This window comes from Stenotrophomonas sp. NY11291 (assembly GCF_023277365.1).
Lineage (GTDB): Bacteria > Pseudomonadota > Gammaproteobacteria > Xanthomonadales > Xanthomonadaceae > Stenotrophomonas > Stenotrophomonas geniculata.
In genome coordinates, this window is record NZ_CP096975.1 from 1,154,302 (window position 1) to 1,173,468 (window position 19,167).

Annotated in this window: 14 protein-coding genes; 1 reads left to right on the top strand and 13 read right to left on the bottom strand. The window is 66.5% G+C overall.

From position 1 onward, the window contains the following. Positions 1-73 precede the first annotated feature (73 nt). The 13 genes from M1L61_RS05450 to M1L61_RS05510 all read right to left on the bottom strand — a co-directional run bounded on the left by M1L61_RS05450 (position 74) and on the right by M1L61_RS05510 (position 13,592). Positions 74-1,678: a sulfite reductase subunit alpha gene (locus tag M1L61_RS05450; protein ID WP_248854418.1), complete on the bottom strand. Its 1,605-nt coding sequence runs from the start codon at positions 1,676-1,678 to the stop codon at positions 74-76. Beyond that, positions 1,675-2,646 carry an FAD:protein FMN transferase gene (locus tag M1L61_RS05455; protein ID WP_248854419.1) on the bottom strand — a complete coding sequence of 324 codons (972 nt, stop codon included), beginning with the start codon at positions 2,644-2,646 and terminating at the stop codon, positions 1,675-1,677. Before M1L61_RS05455 ends, M1L61_RS05450 begins: the two co-directional genes overlap by 4 nt. Positions 2,647-2,700: 54 nt before the next feature. Beyond that, a complete protein-coding gene (locus M1L61_RS05460; RefSeq protein WP_010483590.1) occupies positions 2,701-3,504 on the bottom strand; it encodes a DUF4198 domain-containing protein in 804 nt (267 codons plus the stop codon). 73 nt (positions 3,505-3,577) lie between these two features. Beyond that, positions 3,578-4,096: a DUF2271 domain-containing protein gene (locus M1L61_RS05465; RefSeq protein ID WP_004147429.1), complete on the bottom strand. Its 519-nt coding sequence runs from the start codon at positions 4,094-4,096 to the stop codon at positions 3,578-3,580. 26 nt (positions 4,097-4,122) lie between these two features. Further along, on the bottom strand, positions 4,123-4,761 hold the full coding sequence (locus tag M1L61_RS05470; RefSeq protein ID WP_224329088.1) for a PepSY-associated TM helix domain-containing protein: 639 nt from the start codon (positions 4,759-4,761) through the stop codon (positions 4,123-4,125). Positions 4,762-5,040: 279 nt separating this feature from the next. Continuing rightward, entirely contained in the window at positions 5,041-7,461 is a 2,421-nt protein-coding gene (locus M1L61_RS05475; RefSeq protein ID WP_248854420.1) for a TonB-dependent receptor, read from the bottom strand. 146 nt (positions 7,462-7,607) lie between these two features. After that, the gene (locus M1L61_RS05480; protein WP_057502959.1) at positions 7,608-8,018 is read right to left on the bottom strand and encodes a hypothetical protein; all 411 of its coding nucleotides are present in this window, start codon (positions 8,016-8,018) and stop codon (positions 7,608-7,610) included. 164 nt (positions 8,019-8,182) lie between these two features. Then, positions 8,183-8,860 carry a Fe2+-dependent dioxygenase gene (locus M1L61_RS05485; protein WP_019336499.1) on the bottom strand — a complete coding sequence of 226 codons (678 nt, stop codon included), beginning with the start codon at positions 8,858-8,860 and terminating at the stop codon, positions 8,183-8,185. 10 nt (positions 8,861-8,870) lie between these two features. Further along, complete coding sequence (locus M1L61_RS05490; protein ID WP_248854421.1) at positions 8,871-9,590, bottom strand: tetratricopeptide repeat protein; 720 nt, start codon at positions 9,588-9,590, stop codon at positions 8,871-8,873. A gap of 68 nt (positions 9,591-9,658) precedes the next feature. Next, entirely contained in the window at positions 9,659-11,965 is a 2,307-nt protein-coding gene (locus tag M1L61_RS05495; protein ID WP_191862957.1) for a TonB-dependent receptor, read from the bottom strand. Between the two features lie 150 nt (positions 11,966-12,115). Beyond that, positions 12,116-12,520 carry a hypothetical protein gene (locus M1L61_RS05500; RefSeq protein WP_043398425.1) on the bottom strand — a complete coding sequence of 135 codons (405 nt, stop codon included), beginning with the start codon at positions 12,518-12,520 and terminating at the stop codon, positions 12,116-12,118. Positions 12,521-12,723: 203 nt separating this feature from the next. Then, entirely contained in the window at positions 12,724-13,056 is a 333-nt protein-coding gene (locus M1L61_RS05505) for a non-heme iron oxygenase ferredoxin subunit (protein WP_043398428.1), read from the bottom strand. Beyond that, positions 13,053-13,592 carry a GNAT family N-acetyltransferase gene (locus M1L61_RS05510; RefSeq protein WP_021202565.1) on the bottom strand — a complete coding sequence of 180 codons (540 nt, stop codon included), beginning with the start codon at positions 13,590-13,592 and terminating at the stop codon, positions 13,053-13,055. Before M1L61_RS05510 ends, M1L61_RS05505 begins: the two co-directional genes overlap by 4 nt. A gap of 241 nt (positions 13,593-13,833) precedes the next feature. Here M1L61_RS05510 and M1L61_RS05515 point away from each other — a divergent pair, with 241 nt between their 5' ends. After that, positions 13,834-19,164, top strand: coding sequence for a wall-associated protein (locus tag M1L61_RS05515; RefSeq protein ID WP_248854422.1), 5,331 nt, complete (start codon positions 13,834-13,836; stop codon positions 19,162-19,164). The last annotated feature ends 3 nt before the right edge of the window (positions 19,165-19,167 follow it).

Consider the following 19,167-nt stretch of genomic DNA (forward strand, 5'->3'; position numbering starts at 1 on the left):
CGCACCCACCAGAAGGCGGTTCGCAGGCGTCGGTGCGTTCAGTAGATCCACGCCATGCGTGGATGCGGCAACCTCAATACACATCGCGCCGGTAGCGACCGGCCAGCAACAGCGCTTCCTTGCCCGCAACACCCAGCACCTGTTCGATCACCGCATCCACCGCCGGGGCCATGCCCTGCAGGCTGCCGCAGACCAGGATCGTGGCGCCTTCATCCACCCACTGCCGCAGCGTTGCCGCTTCGGCCAGCAGCCGGTCCTGCACATAGCGATGCGCGCCGCCGTCGCGGCTGAACACGGCATCCAACCGTGCCAGTGAGCCGTCGGCCAGCATTGCCTGCAGTTCTTCACCGAAGTGGAAGTCGTGGGCGGCGGTGCGCTCACCGAACAGCAGCCAGGTACGGCGTGCGCCACGCTGGGCACGTTCGTGCAGATGTGCGCGCAGGCCGGCGATGCCGGTGCCGTTGCCGATCAGCAGCAGCGGTACATCGAAGGGGACGCCATGGAAATTGTCGTTGCGGCGCAGGCGCAGCTGCACCGGTTCGCCGATGGCCGCGTGGTCGCACAGCCAGCCGCTGCCGATGCCAGGCGTGCCGTCCGCGCGCAGCTGTCGGCGCAGCAGCAGCTCGACCGCACCGTCGGCCATCACCGAGGCAATCGAGTACTCGCGATGGGGCAGCGGTTGCAGGGTCGCCAGCAATGCGGGCAGATCACCCGGGGGAACCAATGAGGGCAGGTGCGAGCGCGCGACGCGTGCCAGCAACGTCTGCCCGTCATCCAGCACGGTATCCGCATCGAAGCGTTGTGCGTCCAGCCAGGCACGCGCGGTGTGCGGTGCGTGCTGCGGGCCGATCTCGGCGATGTCACCGGCCTGCCACTGCGCATCTGCATCGGCCGGGGGCTGCAGGCGCAACCAATACACGGGGCCGCCGGGGCTGCCCGGGTTCAGATGCTCACGTTGCAGCAGCGTCCACGGCTGGTACTCGGCCGGGCTCCAGTCGGGCAGTTCGCTGGCGCCGCCGCCGAGCTGGCCCAGCAACTGCTGCCAATGGCGCAGCGCGGCCGGATCGGCGTTGTCGACGTCGATCGCATCGAACAGCGGATGCGCACCGTGCTGGCGCAGCCACTGGTCGAGCTGGTGGCCGAATCCGCAGAAGTGGCCGTAACTGCGGTCGCCCAGTGCGAGCACGCCGTACTGCAGGTGCTGCAGCGCAGGCGGTGAGGTCATCACGCCGCGCAGGAACGGCAGCGCATGATCGGGTGGGTCGCCTTCGCCAGTGGTGCTGGCGATGAACAATGCACGCTGGCTGTCGGCCAGCAGCGTGGCGTCGACCTCATGCAGGCCGCGCACACGCACCGGCACGCCGGCACCGCGCAATGCCTCGGCACTGCGTTCGGCCAGTTCGCGGGCAAAACCGGTCTGGCTGGACCAGACCATCAGGATCGGTGCGACGTCGCCACAGGCAGCATCGTCGCGCGGTCGCCCACGCCACCACAGTGCGGCGCAGGCCAGCGCATACAGCGCGGTGGCGATGATCGCAATCTGCGTTCGCCGTGCCGGCGGCGCGCCCTGCCACCAGGCTTCGCCGAGATGCAGTCGCAGCAGCGCCCAGGCGATCAGCGCCAGCAGGAGCAGGGCCAGTGCGTTGCCGAGCCACGCGCGCGATGGACGTGCGCTCATGCGTCCTGCTCGTCGAGCAGGCGCTGGAAGGCGCTGCTGAGAAATTCCCGCGGGCCGGCTGCTGCACGCTGCAGGTAGCGCGCAGCCAGGCCTTCGCGTTCGGCCAGCGGCATGCCCTGTTCGTGGCCGAGCACGGTCAGTGCGGTGGCCCAGGCATCGGCGTGCATGGCGTCGTCGGCCACCACGGTGACCGCTGCGGCGACCAGCCGCACCGGTCTGCCAGAGCGCGGGTCCAGGCTGTGACTGTAAGCCTCGCCATCGGCCTGGTACTGGTGCCAGCGATCACCGGAGGTGGCCACCGCCTTGTCCTCCAGCGCCAGCACCCGCGGTGGTGTTTCGGTGTGCGCGTCTTCTTCCGGTGCGGATTCCACCAGTACGCGCCAGGGGTGGCCGTCGGGCTTGCGGCCGTAGCCGGCCAGTTCGCCACCGACCTCGATCAGTGCAGCAGCGATGCCCTGATCGCGCAGCCAGGCGGCCACGTGATCGACGCCGAACCCCTTGGCGATCGCCGACAGGTCCAGTTCCAGTCCGCCCGGTTGCAGCAGCGCATCGCTGCGCAATTGCAGGCGCTGCCAACCGCAGCGCTCACGCGTTGCCTGCAGGGTAGCGTCGTTGGGCTGGCGGCGTTCGCCGGCATGTGCACCGAAACCCCACAGTGCCACCAACGGGCCGACGGTGGGATCGAATGCACCATCGCTGGCGGCGGCGATGGCCTGTGCGCAGGCCAGCACCTGGCGGGTCTCAGCCGGCAGCACGCACCATTGGCCAGCGTTGGCGCGGTTGTAGCGGCTCAGGTCCGAGCCGGGCTCCCAGGTGCTCATCTGCGCGACCACCTCGTCCAGCCGCGCCTGGATGCCGGCATGCAGCGGGTGCAGGTCGCGCTGGCGCGGCGCGACCAGCGACACGCTCCAGGTGGTGCCCATGGTGGTGCCACCGAGGCGGGCGATGTCGAGCTGGGGATCGGTCATGGTGGTGTGCTGCAGATGCGATGCCGGGGCTGCCCGGCATCGCGGTCCACGTCATTACTGCGGCAGCACTTCCAGCGTGGCCACGTAGCTCAGGCGGCGCTTGGCGGCCTGCTTCACCGAGGTCTTGTTGTCCTCGGTGCCGGTTTCCAGCCAGTACATGCCAGCTTCCGGCCAGGTCACCTTGATCTCGCCCTTGGCATCGCTGGTGACCTTCAGTTCGTCCTGCGCGTTGCGGTAGCGGGTGGCGCCACGCACGATCTCGAACTCCAGGCCGGTGGCCGGCTTGCCGTCGACCAGCACGCGGAAGGTGGCTTCCTCGCCGGCGAACAGGTCGTTCGGGTGGCCGACGGCGACCAGCTCGATGCCACGGTTGGTGGGCTTCAGCGCGGTGTCGTTCGGCGCACCGTTGGTGACGAAGGTCTCCACGCGGCCGACCGACTGGCTCACTTCCAGCTTCTTTGCGTCCTTGGGCAGTTCGCCGAAGGTGGCGACGCTGCCGCGCCAGCGCTTGCGCTCGCCGTTCTGCTCGTAGGTGGCGAACAGGCCGTCATTGACCGACGCGATGCGGTAGGTGCCCGGCTGCTTCAGTTCGATGTCGAACACGCTGCGGTACTTGCCGGTGGAGGCGTTCTGCGGCTGCACGGTGCTGCCGTCCGGCGCGGTGATCACCAGCGATTCCAGGCGCAGCGGCACGTGGTTGAAATAGAACAGGTCGTTGGAGACCGCACCGTCGACGGTGATCCACGGCGCGTTGCCGGCGATCACGGTCTGCGAGGGCAGCAGCCAGGCCTTGTGGGCCAGGGCGGAGAAGGGAAGGGCAGCGGCCAGGGCGGCGGCGAGGACGAGCGTGCGCTTCATGCGGAGGACTCCAGTGGATGCGGGTGATGCGGCAAGGAAGAGGGGGCTACGACTTGATCCCCTCCGTCCCCTCTCAGGGTTTGACGGCGAGGGTGACCTGGCCCAGTTCGGTGGCGCCCTGCGCCTTGCCGTTCTGTGCGGCGGTGGCCGGCCAGGTGAAGGGAATCTTCAGCAGTTCACGGCCGCCGACTTCGCGCACCGCTTCCACCACCAGGGTGTAGTTGCCCGGGGCCAGCTGCTTCAGTGCCGGCTGCTTGTCGTTGAACGACAGCGCGTGCTTGCCGGCCGGGCGGGTCGGGCCGGTCACGCCGTCCACCGGCACCTGCAGGGTGCGGCCGCTCTTGCGCCACCACTGGCGCAGGTCGGGCAGCCACTTGGTGCCATGGCCTTCGCTGTTGCTGGTCTGCTGGTACCAGACCGACAGGTTGGCCGCGACCTTCTGGTCGGCGCCTTCCAGCCACACCGCCACGTACGGGCGGTGGTACTCGGCGACGTTGAGCTTGGGTACTTCGACGTTGATGTCGAGCGTGGTGGCATAGGCCGGCGAAGTGGCCAGCAGGCCGCTGAGGGCGATGGTCAGGGTGACGCGCATGGGGCGGCTCCAGGAACGAAGGAAAGTCAGTGGATCAGCAGCAGGGCGATCAGCAGCGGGATCATCAGGCCGAGGCCGACCAGCGGCCAGGTCATGCGCCGCTGCCGCGCATGCAGGTGCAGCAGGAACAGGCCGGTGATGCAGAACACCAGGCAGGCCACGGCGAACAGGTCCAGGAACCAGCCCCACGCCGGGCCGGCATTGCGGCCCTTGTGCAGGTCGTTGAGGTAGGACACCGCGCCGCGCGAGGTTGATTCGTATTCCACTGCGCCGGTCTCGCGATCGATGCTCAGCCAGGCATCGCCACCGGGGCGCGGCAGCGACAGGTAGATCTCTTCGGCCGACCATTCGGCCGGGCGGCCGCCAATGGCGATGCCCAGCTGCGTATCCAGCCATTGCCGCGCCGGGCGCGGGATCGGCGCGTTGCCGTCTTCGCGGGTGCCCAGTTGGCCCAGCAGTTCGGCCGGCAGCTCCAGATGCTGGTTCTGCACCTCGGGCTTGGCCTCGATCTTCGCGGCATGGTTGAGGGTCAGGCCGGTCACCGCGAACAGCAGCATGCCGATCAGGCACACCGCCGAGCTGATCCAGTGCCACTGGTGCAGCGTCCGCAGCCAGAAGCCACGGTTCTGTTGCTGCTGCACGGTGGAAGAGGCAGGACGGCTCACGGCACGGTTCGGGGCGGACGGGGACTGCCCATTACATCATTGATGAGAATAGCTCGCAATTGCGTGTCGTTCTGTATCCCGGAGGGGGTGTTACCGGCTGCCGGCCGGCGGCAGGCACTACCGCTACCGCGGGTCGGTAGATCCACGCCATGCGTGGATGAAGCGGTGCCGACCAAGGTTGGCACCCACCAGAGCAGGGCGGTGCCGACCCAGGTCGGCCCTCACCAGATCAGGGCGGTGCCAACCAAGGTTGGCACCCACCAAGGCGGTGCGCGGCGATCAGAACTTCGCGTTGAGCGAGATCCAGTAGCTGCGGCGCTGGTCCTTGGTCGCATAGTCGTCCACGCAGTTGAATTCGCTCTGGCTGATCAACAGGCACGACTGCGAGACGAAATCCTTGTCGAGCAGGTTGTTGACCCGTGCGTTCACCGTCAGCCAGGGCGTGGCCTTCCAGCTGCCACCGAGATGGAAGATCGTGTAGTCCTCGTAGTAGCGGGTGTGGCTGGCGCCGCTGGCATCCAGCAGCGTGTCGCGGTAGCGGTCGTAGCGGCCCTCACCGATCAGCGACAGGCTGACCGCTTCATTGATCTGCCAGTTGAGGCTGGCGTTGGCCATGTGTTTTGCCGGCATGGTGCCGCTGATCGGCAGCCCCTTCTGTGCGCCACTGGTCTGCTCACTCTTCGTCCAGGTGTAGTTGCCGCGCAGCTGCAGGGTGTCGAGCAGGTCGACATGACCGGCCAGCTCGGCACCGCGGGTCTCGGCCTTGTCGATGTTCACGCTCTGGGTGAAGGTGCTGTAGCCCAGTGCTGCCCAGCCTGGGCCGATGTCCACGCAGTAGCCGCTGCCGGCGCGGGCCACTTCGCAGTTGGGGAAGGTGCCGCCGCTGGCGATCTTGTCCTCGAATTTGTTGAAGAAGCCGGTCACGTTGAAGCCCCAGCGCTGGCCCTCGTAGTAGGCGGCCAACTCGTAGTTGGTGCTGGTTTCAGGCTTCAGGTTCGGCGAACCCACCAGCGGCAGCACGCCCTGGCCACCGAAGCCGGTGATGCCCGGGAACAGCTGGTCCGGACGCGGGGTCTTGTAGCCGGTGCTGACGCCACCCTTGAAGGTCCACGCGTCGCTGGCGTTCCACACCAGGTAGCCGCGCGGGCTGACGTGGCTGCCGAACACGTTGTGGTCGTCGTAGCGCAGGCCGAAGGTGGCGGTGAGGGTATCGGTCAGCGCCCAGTTGTCCTCGGCGAACAGCGCCCACATGCGGTGCTTCTGCTTGGTATTGCTGCGATAACCGGCGCCATCCATGCCGAACACGCCATCGATCATGTCGGTGTCGTTGTACTGGCCGCCGACGGTCAGCTTGTGCGCGCCGAAGTCGAGGTCGAGCATCGTGTCGAGCACGTAGCCTTCCAGTTCCATCGTGCGCAGCGGGCGCGGCAGGAGCGCCTGCAGGCGCGCCATCTCGCTGGGATTGAGTGCGGTCAGCGCATTGCCGCGGCCGGCCGCACAGTTGTTGGCGGCACCGGTGCGACGGCAGACGTCATTCCACAGCGTCTGCAGGTTGGCGCGCTCGTCCAGGGTCAGCGGCAGCGAGCGGCCGAGGTTGCTGCTCTTGCTGTGGGTCAGCGAGGTCTGCCAGGTGCCGAAGCTGTAACGGCCCTGGTGGGTCAGCGACAACTGATCGCGCTCGTAGCGCTGGTAGGCGGTGTAGCCGACGCGCGGCTGCACCACGCGGCGGGTGACGGTGCCGCTGCCGTTCGGGTTGGGGATGACCGCGTTGCCGACGCGCCACAGGCTGGCCAGGCTGTCCAGCGTGCCGGTCTGGCCTTCGCTGTTGTCGTACTTCTGCCGAGACACGTCGTAGTCCAGCCACAGTTCGTGATCATCGTTGACGCGGAAGTCCAGGCGTACGCCGGTGTTCCAGTTGGTGTTGGCCACCGACTTGCCACCGCCGCCGAAGCCGATGCTGCGCTCCCACAGGCTGCCGTCGGGCAGGGTCAGTGCATCCCACTCCGGATTGGAGGCCTTGGCGTCGTAGTAGCTGCCGCGCACCGCCAGGCTGAGGCGGTCCTTCAGCAGCGGGCCGCTGAGGTACAGGTCGGTGGTGCGTGCATCACCGAACTGGTCATCCTGCTGCACGGTGAAGCCCTGGGTCACGGCGCCGTGCCAGCTGTCCTGGTTGCGTCGGGTGATGATGTTGATGACGCCACCCATTGCATCCGAGCCATACAGCGTGGACATCGGGCCGCGCACCACTTCGATGCGTTCGATCGCGTCCAGCGGCGGCAGGTAGGCGAACTGGCCGCCACCGAAGTTGTTCGGATACAGCTGGCCGACATTGCTCTGGCGGCGGCCGTCGATCAGCACCAGCGTGTACTCGGACGGCAGGCCGCGCATGGAGATGGTGGCACGACCGTTCTTGTCGCTGGCTTCCAGGCCGACATCGATGCCTTCGACGTCGCGCAGCGCGTCGACCAGGTTGGTGTAGGGGCGCTTGCTCAGTTCTTCGCGACTGACCACGCTGATGCTGGCCGGTGCATCGACCACCTTCTGCTCGAAGCCGGAGGCGGTGACCACCACCTTGTCCAGCGTTTGCGGCGCGCCGGAAGCGTCACCGTGGGCGAAGGCAGGGGCGGCCATGGCCGCCAGCACGGCGCTGGTCAGCAGGGTACGGGGCAGGGACGAACGGACACGATGGCGCTGGGCCATGGCAGTAACCTCGAAGGATGCAGGGGGGTGCAATGCCAGGCGCGAGTGGCGCGGCATCCACGGGGAGGCCCGGTCAGGGGCGGCAGGGATGTAGCAGGCAGCGGCGCGCTGACGCGACCGCGCAGGCGGTCACGCGGGGCCGTGGATCAGGCGAGCGGCGGCGCCTGGCCGCGTTGCTGGCGGCGCCCGGGCGCGTCGGCCCAGGGCGTATCCGGAGCGGCCAGCGGCCAATCCGGGCGCACACCGGGCATGGCCGGCGTGGCGGGTACGAGTTCACGTTCGGTACGCAGCCACTGGCTGGCCAGCAGCAGCGGCGGGTGTGCCTTCTCGGCTGATTTCACCGGCGCGGCAGCACAGCGACGCAGCTTGGCCGGCGCTTCTTCCTGCAGCGGGGCTTCGCCGCCACGCTCTTCCAGCGGCGGCTGCACTGCCTGCGCGGCGTTGCCGGCGTGGGCCTGGGGGAGCAGCGGCAGAGTACCCATCAGCAGTACCAGCATCGCCACCCACGCCAGCAGGCTGGCCAGCGCAGGACGCTGGCCGCGCATGGCGGTGCCCATCTTGCGATGGATGAGTGGGCGAGGGCGAAGCGGGCGCAGCAAGCAGGGGTCCCCAAGGGTCTGCCGGCAGTGGCCGGCATCAACGGGGCGTGATTGTAATGAGAGCTGTTAGCTGTTGCAAATGAGAATGATTGCCAAAATGTCGCAGACTGGTCGGATGGGGCTCAGACTTCGCTCCAGCGCCGCAGCAGGTTGTGGTACACGCCGGTCAGCTGCAGCACCGCTTCGGCGTCGCCGCCGGTCTGCCGCAGGCGCTCGATCGAACCGTCCATTTCCCACAGCAGGCGGCGCTGCACATCGTCGCGGACCATGCTCTGCACCCAGAAGAACGAGGCCACGCGCGCACCTCGGGTCACCGGCCGCACCTGGTGCAGGCTGCTGGACGGATACACGATCAGGTCGCCCGCCGGCAGCTTCACTTCATGCTCGCCGTAGGTGTCGCTGATGATCAGTTCGCCGCCCTCGTACTCGTCCGGCGCCGAGAGGAACAGGGTGCAGGAGATGTCCGAACGCAGCTGTTCGCCGTTGGCCAGGTTCATCACCGCGCCGTCGACGTGGAAACCATAGGTGCCGCCGCCGCTGTAGCGATTGAAGCGCGGTGGCAGGTACTTCAGTGGCAGCGCGGCGCTGAAGAACAGCGGGTGCCGGGCCAGTGCGACGAGGATGATCTCGCCCAGTTCGCGGCGCAGCGGTGAGGCCTCGGGCAGCTGCTGGTTGTGCTTGGCCTGCGCGCCCAGATGGCCGACGGTCTCGCGGCCATCGGTCCAGTCGGCGGCATCCAGCCGGCGGCGGAAGTCGGCCACCTGGTCGGCGCTGAGAATGTCGGGGATGTGCAGCAGCATGCGGGACTCCTCAGAGGGACGGCGGTGCGACCAGGGCGCGCACCTGTGGATGCGGCGATGCGGCCAGTTCCGGCACGAGATGCGCCATGAACGCCGGGCTGCCGTGGGCCAGTGCAAGCCGCAGCCAGTGCACGGCCTGCTCGACGTGGCCGGCCTGCAGCAGGATCGAGGCGTAGTTGGCCTGGCCGCGGAAATCACCGGCCTCGGCCGCGCGCTGGTACCAGTCCAGCGCCGCCTGCGGATCGCGCTCGATCTCCAGTCCGTCTTCGAGGTGGCGGGCCAGCAGGTTCATCGATTTGGCGTGGCCCAAGTGCGCGGCGCGCGTGTACAGCACCAGCGCCTGCGCGCGGTCCAGCGGCACGCCGCGGCCGGTGGCCAGCAGGTTGGCCAGGTTGTACAGGCCCCAGTCCAGCCCGGTGTCGGCCGCGCGGCGGTACCACACTGCGGCCAGTGCCGGATTGGCCGTGGTGCCTTGGCCCAGCTCATGGCAGCGGCCAAGCATGTTCATCGCCATCGGCGCGCCGTTGTTGGCGGCGGTTTCGTACCAGAGTAGCGCGGCCGAGGCGTCCTGCGCGGTGCCTTTGCCTTCCATGTGCATCTGCGCGAGCAGCAGTTGTGCGTCGACCTGGCCGGCCTGCGCAGCGTCGCGCACGCGTGCGAACGCGGCTGCCGGATCGTGCTGCAGCAGCCCGGCCAGGGCATCGCTGTCGATGGGGGTAAGGGTCGCCATGAGGGGAGTATCGCCGGAAACAAAAACGGCGGCAGGAGAGCCTGCCGCCGTGATGGAGCGAAGTTACATCAGAACTTCACGTTCAGTGCCAGGGTGGCCGAGCGACCCGGGGCGATGCTCGCGTAGTGCGAGGCATAGGCCTTGGTGAAGTAGGTCTTGTCGGTCAGGTTCTGCACGTTGAGCTGCAGGCTGATGTTGTCCTGGATCGCGTAGCTGGCCATCGCGTCGAAGCGGGTGTAGCTGGCAATCCACTTGGTGTTGGCCACATCACCGTACTGCTTGTCCGAGTAGAACGCGCCAGCGCCGATGGTCAGGCCGATCGGGAAGCGGTAGGTGGTCCACAGGTTGGCGCTGTGCTTGGCGGTGTTCGGGAACACGTTGCCGTTGTTCGGCGACGGCACGTAGACGTTGGACGGGCAGGTGCGGCCCACCGGTGCGCCACAGACAAAGCCATTGTCCTTCAGCTCGGAATCGAGGTAGGTGTAGCCGCCGTACAGGCTCCAGGCGTCGGTCAACTGGCCGTTGAAGCCCAGCTCGAAACCGTTGATCTCTTTCTTGCCGGCGTTCTGGCTGGTGCCGTTGTCGACGGTCACGCGCGCGTTGTTCATCACGGTGTGGAAGATCGCAGCAGTCAGGTTCAGGCGGTTGTCCAGCAGGTCCCACTTGGTGCCCAGTTCGAGGTTCTTCGTGTCCTGCGGCTTGAGGTCGGCAACGGCCGCGCTCAGGCCGTCCGAACCGTCACCACCGTCCATGCCCGGCGGAGTCGAGGAGGTGCCCCAAGACAGGTAGATGCTGCCGTTGGTGGCCGGCTTGAACACGACGCCGGCCTGGTAGTTCAGGAAGTCGTTGTTGTTGCGCACGCGGGTCGGTGCCTTGCCGGCCACCGGAGTGGTCAGGGTGGTACGGAAGTCGTCGTAGCGCAGGCCGAGGTTGATCATCCACTGCTCATTGAGCTCGATGGTGTCGAACACGTAGGCCGAGGTGGTCTTGGTGCGCTGCTCGACGTCCAGCGCCTTGTCGCTGCGATAGACGATCTGACCGGCCGCCCACGGATCGTTCGGGTTCGGATTGTTGAAGTCGGTGCAGTTGTAGCCGGTGGCCGCGCCAGACACCTGGCAGCGAGTGCTGTTGGCGCTGTTTTCAAGGGGATTGGCGGTGCCCGGCGACATCAGGTAGCTGCCACGGGTCATCTTCTCGTCGCTGTACTCCACGCCCGCGCTGTAGCTGTGCTTGAGCGCGCCGGTCTGGAAGGCGCCGGTCAGGCCCAGCTGGTCGGCGAAGCTCTTGACGTCGACGGCGCGGCTGTTGGTACGGCGCCACAGGGTGCCGTAATTGTTCGGGTTGCCCTTGCTGTCGTCCGGCTGGGTCCACAGGTAGTCATTGCTGGTGTTGCCCAGGCGCGCGATGTTGCGCAGCTTGTGGCCGCCGAAATCGTAGCTGGCGTCCAGGGTGCTGATATCGGCGCGGGTACGCTGGAAATCACGGTCGACCAGGCCGTAGTAGTTGTTGCGGTCCGGCACCATCGGGCGGCCGTCGCCGTTCTTGGCCACGTTCGGGCCGCTGGTGAACGGGTTGTTGTACGGGAAACCACCCGCGTCCGGCAGGTCATCGCTCTGCATGTGGTAGTGGCTGGCGATCAGCTGCGCCGGGCCGTTCAGGCCGAACGCGATCGACGGCGCGATGCCCCAACGGCTGACATTGGCCGCATCACGACCGGCGATGTCCGACGCGTGCTTCATCAGGTTCAGGCGGGCGGCGATGCCATCGCCCAGCACGTAGTTGGCGTCCACGGTGCCGCGCGCGTAGCTGTCGGTGCCGATGCCCATGCTGGCGCTGGTCTCGTTCTTCAGCTTCGGCGTCTTGCTCACCAGGTTCAGGCTGCCACCACCGGAGTCACGGCCGCCGTAGGCCGAACTCGGTCCCTTGACCACTTCCACCTGCTCCAGGTCGAAGATCTCGCGGGTCTGCGAGCCGACGTCGCGCAGGCCGTCGACGAAGACGTTGCTCTGCGAATCGAAGCCACGGATGAAGGGGCGGTCACCGGTCGGGTTGCCGCCTTCGCCGGCACCGAAGGTGATACCCGGGACCATGCGCAGCGCATCCTGCAGGTTGGTCGCACCGGTTTCGGCGATCAGCTTTTCCGACACGATCGACACCGACTTCGGGGTGTCCAGCAGCTCGGCAGTGAACTTCGGCGAGGACGGATTGAACCAGCTGCCGCGCACCTGCACCTTGTCCAGGTCGGTGGCGTTGCGGGAGCTGGCATCGGCGCTGTCGGCGGCCTGTGCGGCCAGCGGTGCGAAGCCGGCGGCCAGGGTGGCGGTAGCGAGCAGGGAAACGCGCGGGGCGTGCTTGCGGGACGTGATGTGGGTCATGGTCTGGGTGGCGGTGGCTTGGATCAGAAAAGGGCGCGGGCCGAAGCGCAGGCAGCGCGACGACATGTAGAAGGCGGTATCTGTAGAGCCGAGCCGACGCTCGGCTGGCAGGAAACGTAAACAGGCGCACGGCAAAAGCCGCAGGTCGCCTCAGCTGGCGTGCGGTGCGGGCGGTGCGTGGCCGGGGTTCAACCGCAGTGCGGGATCGTGCAGCTGCCAGCGCAGGGCGTTGGAGCGCCATAGCGGAACATGCGCGACCAGGGCGGCGCGCGGGGGAGCCAGTCCGGTACAGGGCGTGGTGCCCTCGCCATCCAGCGGCGGCTCCGGTGCTGGCGCGGCATGGTGCGGGCACGCGTCCGCCGGCGGGGCCGGCATCGGCATGACCTGCTGCAGATCATCAGCGTGTGCCTGCCAGCCGTGGGCAGCCGGGTTGTTGCCGCGCCCTTCGTGCAATGCCGACCAGCCCAGCAGCAGCGTCAGCAGCACGACCACAAGCAGCGGCCACCCTTGACGGGCAAGCTGGCACAGCGTGGCGGTGGGCGCGGGCGAAGCCATGGCGCGGGGGCAGAGTCGTTACGAAGATGTTACGTAGAATAACATCAACGATAATGATTCGCATATGCGGGGCGTGGCGGGCCGCCGGGGCCGCCCCGGAACGGCCTGGGGAGGCCCTCATGGCCTTCCGGTAGATCCACCCCATGGGTGGATGCTCTCCCGCGGGGCGCCCTCTGGGGGATCTCTCCGGGCGGAGCGCAGACTCAATCCCGGTCGTCGCGCGTCCAGACCGCGTCATGTTCCCGCTTCACCGGGAACTTGGGCACCGGGCTGTAGGCCGGGGCGCACAGGGCGCGCCCGTCACGCACGTCGAAGCGCGCGCCGTGCAGTACGCACTCCACACTGCCCTCGGTGGTGTTGAACTCGCCCGAGGACAGCTCGAACTCTTCATGCGTGCACTGGTCTTCAAGGGCGTACAGCTCGCCGTCGAGGTTGAACACCACGATCGGCGTGCCGGTCACCTCGTCGAACACACTCTTCATTTCGCCCGGCAACAGCTCGGCGCCGGCACAGACAAAGGTCCAGGCCTCGCTCACGCGACGGCTCCGGTCAGCGGCTTTTCCAGGATCTCGAAGCGCAGGTCGTCGCGCTTTGGAATGCCGAAACGCTCGTCGCCATACGGGAACGGCTTCTTGATGCCGGTGCGGCTGTAGCCGCGACGCTCGTAGAAGGCGATCAGTTCGTCGCGCACGTCGATCACCGTCATCTGCATCACCGGCACGTTCCATTCGCGTGCGGCGTGCGCTTCGGCGGCGTCCATCAGCTGCTTGCCGACGCCGCCGCCCTGCTGGGCCGGATCGACCGAGAACATGCCGAAGTAGCCCTTGCCGTCGACATCGGCGACATGGGCGCAGGCCACCAGCTGATCCCCGCGCTCGGCCAGCAGAATGGTGGAGCGCGGGCGGTCCAGGTCGGCCTGGATGCCTTCGGCGTCGATGCGGGCGCCGTCCAGCAGGTCGGCTTCGGTGGTCCAGCCGACGCGGCTGGCGTCACCCCGGTAGGCCGAGGTGACGAGGGCAATGAGGGCGGGGATGTCGGCCGGCGTGGCGGCGCGGAAGGTCAGGGTGCTCATGAGGACATTCTAGGTGGAGCGGGGAAGGGCGCGGGAGGCTGCTGGTTGACGTGACTTTGCCGAGTGTGGCCAATGCGTGGACTTGACGCCATCTTCATTATTCGTTCATATCTGTGACCAGCACCCGACCACCGTGAAGCAACGCGTGGCTGTCTGCCGGCGTGGGTGCCGCCTGGTCGAAGGCCAACTGCCGTTCGGCGCGGGTGGGGCACACAGGGACGTCGATCCAGGGAGGATCTGCATGCAGTCTGGCCTCATTTCTCATCCGCGCGCGGCAATGGCTGCCAAGGGTCTGCTTCTCGGTGTCGTTGCCCTGTGCGTGCTGGCACCGGTCGGCGTTTCCGCCCAGATCGTTCCCACCTGGCGGCAGGAGTACGACAAGCGACTGAAGTACGGGGACCTTGTCGAGCCGCTGAAGGGCGAGATCTTCGGCGAGCAGGTCAATCTCTACGACGGCTCGATCAGCTTCAAGGCCACGGATGTTTCGATTCCGGGCAATGGTGGGCTCGCGGTCTCGCTCAGCCGCAGTTATGGGGATGTCAGCGGCAGTGCAAATGACAAGGAGTATGGAAACTGGGATCTCGACATTCCGTCGCTTTCAGGCACTTACGGAGACCAGCCGGAAACTGCGATCGGCGGGCATTGGACGCCAAGCGCCCGTTGCTCGACAGTTTCCGCACCTCCGTCGCTGGATGTCTGGAACTACAAGCATACCCAGACCATCAATTTTTCTCCCCACACCTATTGGGATGGGGTGAGGCTTTCATTGCCGGGCGGAGGCGGTGAAACCGTCCTGGCGGGCAGCGGGGACGCGCGCCAGCCAACTCCGCAGGTTGGCACGCCAACGCCCTGGAACACAAAAGGGGGATGGTTCTTCTCCTGCCTCAGTGCGCTCAAGAGCGGCCAGCCGGGCGAAGGCTTTCTGGGCCACGCGCCGGATGGAACCAAGTACTACTTCGACTGGATGGTGGCGCGCGAGAACGAGTCTGCCGTTCTCCAGCCCTACGACACCATCACCCATGCCACGCTGAAACGGAAAAAGGTCTTCCTCTATCCATCCCAGGTTGTCGATCGTTTCGGTAACTGGGTCCGCTACGAATGGAGTGGCGGGCGGCTGGATCGAATCGTTGCCAACGATGGGCGCAGCATCAGCCTTGCCTATGACTCCCAGGGCCGCATTGCAACGGCAACGGCAGCGGGCCGCACCTGGACCTATGGCTACACCCCGGCCGGTGTGTTGCAGTCGGTGACGCTGCCGGATGGCACCGCCTGGCAGTACGACCTGCCTCCGGTCAACGTGACGAAGAAGTACCCCGAATATACCGGGCAGGACCCCTCAGCCTACATGGACTACCCTGGGCTGTGCGCGAAGACGAACAAGATCGTGCAGACCGAGGTGACAGCCTCCATCACGCATCCATCAGGTGCGGTGGGAACCTTTGTATTCCGACCTTTCCGGCACGGGCGCAAGAATGTTCCGTTCAACTGCCAGACCTCCGGCGACGACCAGTTGCTGGCCGACGGATGGAATCTCACGCCCCTCTATCGGGACGCGATGTCTTTGGTGGCAAAGCGGATAAGCGGGCCGGGGATGCCGGCGGCGCAGTGGAGCTATCAGTACACCAATCTAGGGTGGCAGTACGACAGGAGAGTCGACCAGGCCGGGTGGCCGATGATCCCGGTGGGGCAGGCAGAGCCCAAGATAACGATTGAAACCCTACCCGATGGGGTTATCCGGACCTACGAATTCGGTAAGGAAGTCGGCTACAACGACGGTCTATTGCTGTCCACGACTACCAGCTCGGGTGGCGCGGTGGTTCGCACCGAGCGCAGCAACTACTACCCGGACGCGCAGCTTGCGAGCGCGCCATTCCCGCGCGAGGCGGGCCGGAATCTCAAGTACGGGGCCAGGGAACTTGGGGAGCATCTGAATCGCCCAGTGCAGAGCACAGTCGTGAATCAGGATGGCGTGCAGTTCACCCGTACGGTCCAGGCCTTTGATGCCTTCGTCCGCGAAGTCACCGTTGCAGAAGCGAACTCCGCTGGCCAGACCCGCACCAGTACCACGACCTACTACGACAATCCCGCGCTATGGGTGAACGGCCAGACGGCGCGCAGTGTGCTCAATGGCATCGAACAGTCCCGCACCGAATTCGATACGGCTAGAGCACTGCCGCTGCGCGCCTACGCATTCGGGCGCCTGGCGCAGCAGGTCACCTACGCAGCCGACGGTACGGTTGCATCGGTGGCCGATGGCCGCGGCAATACCAGCCATCTGTCGGGATGGAAGCGTGGTGTTCCGCAGCAGCTGCGCATGCCGGCCACGCCCGAAGCGCCCAATGGCGCGGTGCGCACGGTTGTCGTCGACGACAACGGTTGGATCACCTCGCTGACCGACGAAACCGGCGCAACCACCAGCTTCAGCTACGACAGCATGGGCAGGCTGCGCAGCCAGCAGTTCCCTGGCGGCGACAGCGTGAACTGGAATGGCGTAACCATGGACCTGCAGCGGCTGGGTGGCGCGCAGCTGGGGGTGCCCGCCGGTGCGTGGAAGCACTCCCGCACGCAGGGCGGGCGGCGCACGGATACCTACCTGGATGCGATGTTCCGCCCGGTGCTGGTGACCGAAAACGCCAACAACGTCCTGGACAGCGCCGTGGTGACCCGCTACGACACCAGCGGCAAGACCGTGTTTGCCTCGTATCCCACGCGGCAGTTCTCCGATATCAATGCCACCCTGACCGGCACCACGACGCAGTACGACGCGTTGGGCCGCCCCACCGTGGTCAGTCAATCGTCCGAGCTGGGGGCACTGGTTACCCGCACCGAGTACGTGGGCAATCTGTCGGTGAAGGTGACCAATCCACGCGGCCAGGCCACGACGACCCGTCATCTTGCCTACGACCAGCCCAGCTATGAGATGCCGCTGACGCTGCAGCATCCGGAAGGCGTGGTGACCGAGATCCAGCGAGACACGTTGGGCAAGCCGCTGGCGATCACCCGCCGCAGTGCAGACGGCAGCCAGTCGCTGACCCGCCGCTACGTCTATGACGGCTACCAGCAGCTGTGCAAGACCATCGAACCGGAAACCGGCGCGACCGTGCAGGACTACGACGCGGCAGGCAACGTGCTGTGGTCGGCGGCCGGCACGGGTTTGACCAGCACCACCGACTGCAACCGCAGTGAAGCCCTGGCCAGCGGACGTCCGGTGAAGCGCAGTTACGACGCCGCCAACCGCTTGTCGACCCTGATCTTCCCGGATGGGCGCGGAAATCAGAACTGGTCCTACGCGCCTGATGGTCTGCCTGCCGAGATCAGTACGCAGAACGACCCGGCCCGGCCGATGGTCGTCAACCGCTACCAGTACAACCGCCGCCGCCTGCTCAGTGGCGAAACCCTGCAGCATCCGGATTTGGGTAATCTGAGCCTGGCCTATGGCTACGATGCCAACGGCACACTGGCGAGCAATACCTATCCGGGGGGGCGTGTCGTCAGCTATGCGCCGGATGCACTGGGTCGGGCGACGACGGTCGGCGGCTATGCAAAGGAGGCCAGTTACTTTGCCAATGGCGCGTTGGCCCGCTTTGTCTATGGCAACGGGATCGTGCACACGTTGACCCAGAATGCCCGCGGACTGCCTGACCGCAGCCGCGATGCCACTGCAGCGGCCGCAGTGCTGGATGACAGCTACGACTACGATGCCGGCGGCAATGTGATGGCCATTTCCGATGGCCTGCCCGGGGCGCCCGGTAACCGGGACATGACCTATGACGGCCTGGACCGGTTGCGGACGGTCACTGCACCGGGCTTCGGCAACGCCTTGTATGAGTATGACGCGCTGGACAACCTGCGCCGTGCGAAGGTCGGCAGCCGCGATCGTACGCACTATTTCGATCCGACGAATCGGCTGGTCAACGTGATCGAAACCGGAACCGGGGCAACCGTGACCGGTCTTGGCTATGACGTGCAGGGCAATCTTTCGGTGCGCAATGGCCAGGCTTTCGCGTTTGACTACGGCAACCGGCTGCGTGCGGCGGGTACAGCAGAGAGCTACGAGTATGACGCCCACGGGCGCCGGGTGAAGGCCAGCGCCAGTGGCAAGGGGGCGATCTATTCGTTCTACGACAACGGCGGTGTGCTGCGATTCCAGCGCAACGAACGTACCGGCAAGCAGACCGACTATCTCTACCTTTCAGGCAGCCTGGTGTCCCAGGTGCATGGTGAAGCCGCACCCGGCGTTCCCGCGCTGAGTGCGCCGGGCTACATCACCCAGGGTAGCGTGAACCTGACCTGGAGCCCGGCCGGTGGTGCCAACCGCTATGAGCTGCAGCGTGCCCTTGCGGGCACCTGGAGCACGGTCTTTGATGGCGCGGCGCAATCGTTCACCAGCACCGGCCTGGTCACGGGAACCTATCAGTTTCGCGTGCGCGGCTGCCGGGCGGTGTGCGGCGGATGGAGCAATGTCGCATCAGTGGCCGTGGCATTGGCGCCATCCACTGTGCCGACCTTGAACCTGCCTGCCACGGCCTTCAACGGCAGCTACAACGTGGCTTGGTCTGCGGCTTCCGGTGCCGAGCGCTATGAGCTGGAGGAAAGCGCCAATGGTGGCGCATGGGCCCAGGTGCACAACGCCATCAGTCAGTCCAAGGCCTTCAGTGGCAAGGCAGCGGGAAGCTACAACTACCGGGTTCGCGCATGCAATCCGGTGGGATGCACGGGATACAGCGCCACGGCCGCAGTGACGGTGGTGTATCCGCCCGCCACTGCGCCAGGTCTCTCTGCGCCGGCACGCGCTGCGCCGGGCAGTATCGGCATTGGCTGGAACGGGGTGGCTGGTGCCACGCGTTACACCTTGCAGGAAAGCAGCAATGGTGGCGGATGGGTCACGCTGTTCGACGGCAACGCGGGTTCCTATGCCACCGCTGCGCGCGGGGTCGGCAGCTATGGCTATCGGGTTGCCGCCTGCAATGGCGCAGGCTGCGGACCGTGGTCGGCCACGTCGACGGTAGCGGTGATCGGGCCGCCGACGATCGAGCCGGTGATCAGCGCACCGGGCCTGGTGAACGTGACGCAGTACAGCCTGAGCTGGCCGGTGCCGGCCAACAGCGAGAGCTTCGTGCTGGAGGAGAGTGCCAACGGTGGTGGCTGGACGGTGGTGCATAACGGCGGCGGGAACAGCTTTGGTGCCAGCCGTGGCAAAGGCAGCTACGCCTATCGCGTGAGGGCGTGCAATTTCGCGGGGTGCAGTCCGTACTCGGGCATTGCGACGGTTGTGGTCGCACTTCCACCAGGGACACCCTACTTCTATCTTGCGGAATGGCTGACCACTCGCAAGGCACCGTATCAGGTGCAGTGCTCGGTGGGCTGGAGCCAAGTGGTCGATGCGACCGAGTACCAGCTTGAGAGTGGTGGCGGTGGAAAGCGCCTGTATACCGGGCCGAACGCTTATGTGAGTGCAGACGGCAATGCCTACTGTGCTGGTGACTATCGCGTGCGTGCCTGCAATGCCGGTGGTTGCTCGCCGTGGTCGGCCGACCATCCCGTCACCCGCGGCGTACTGAGCTGGGACTAACCC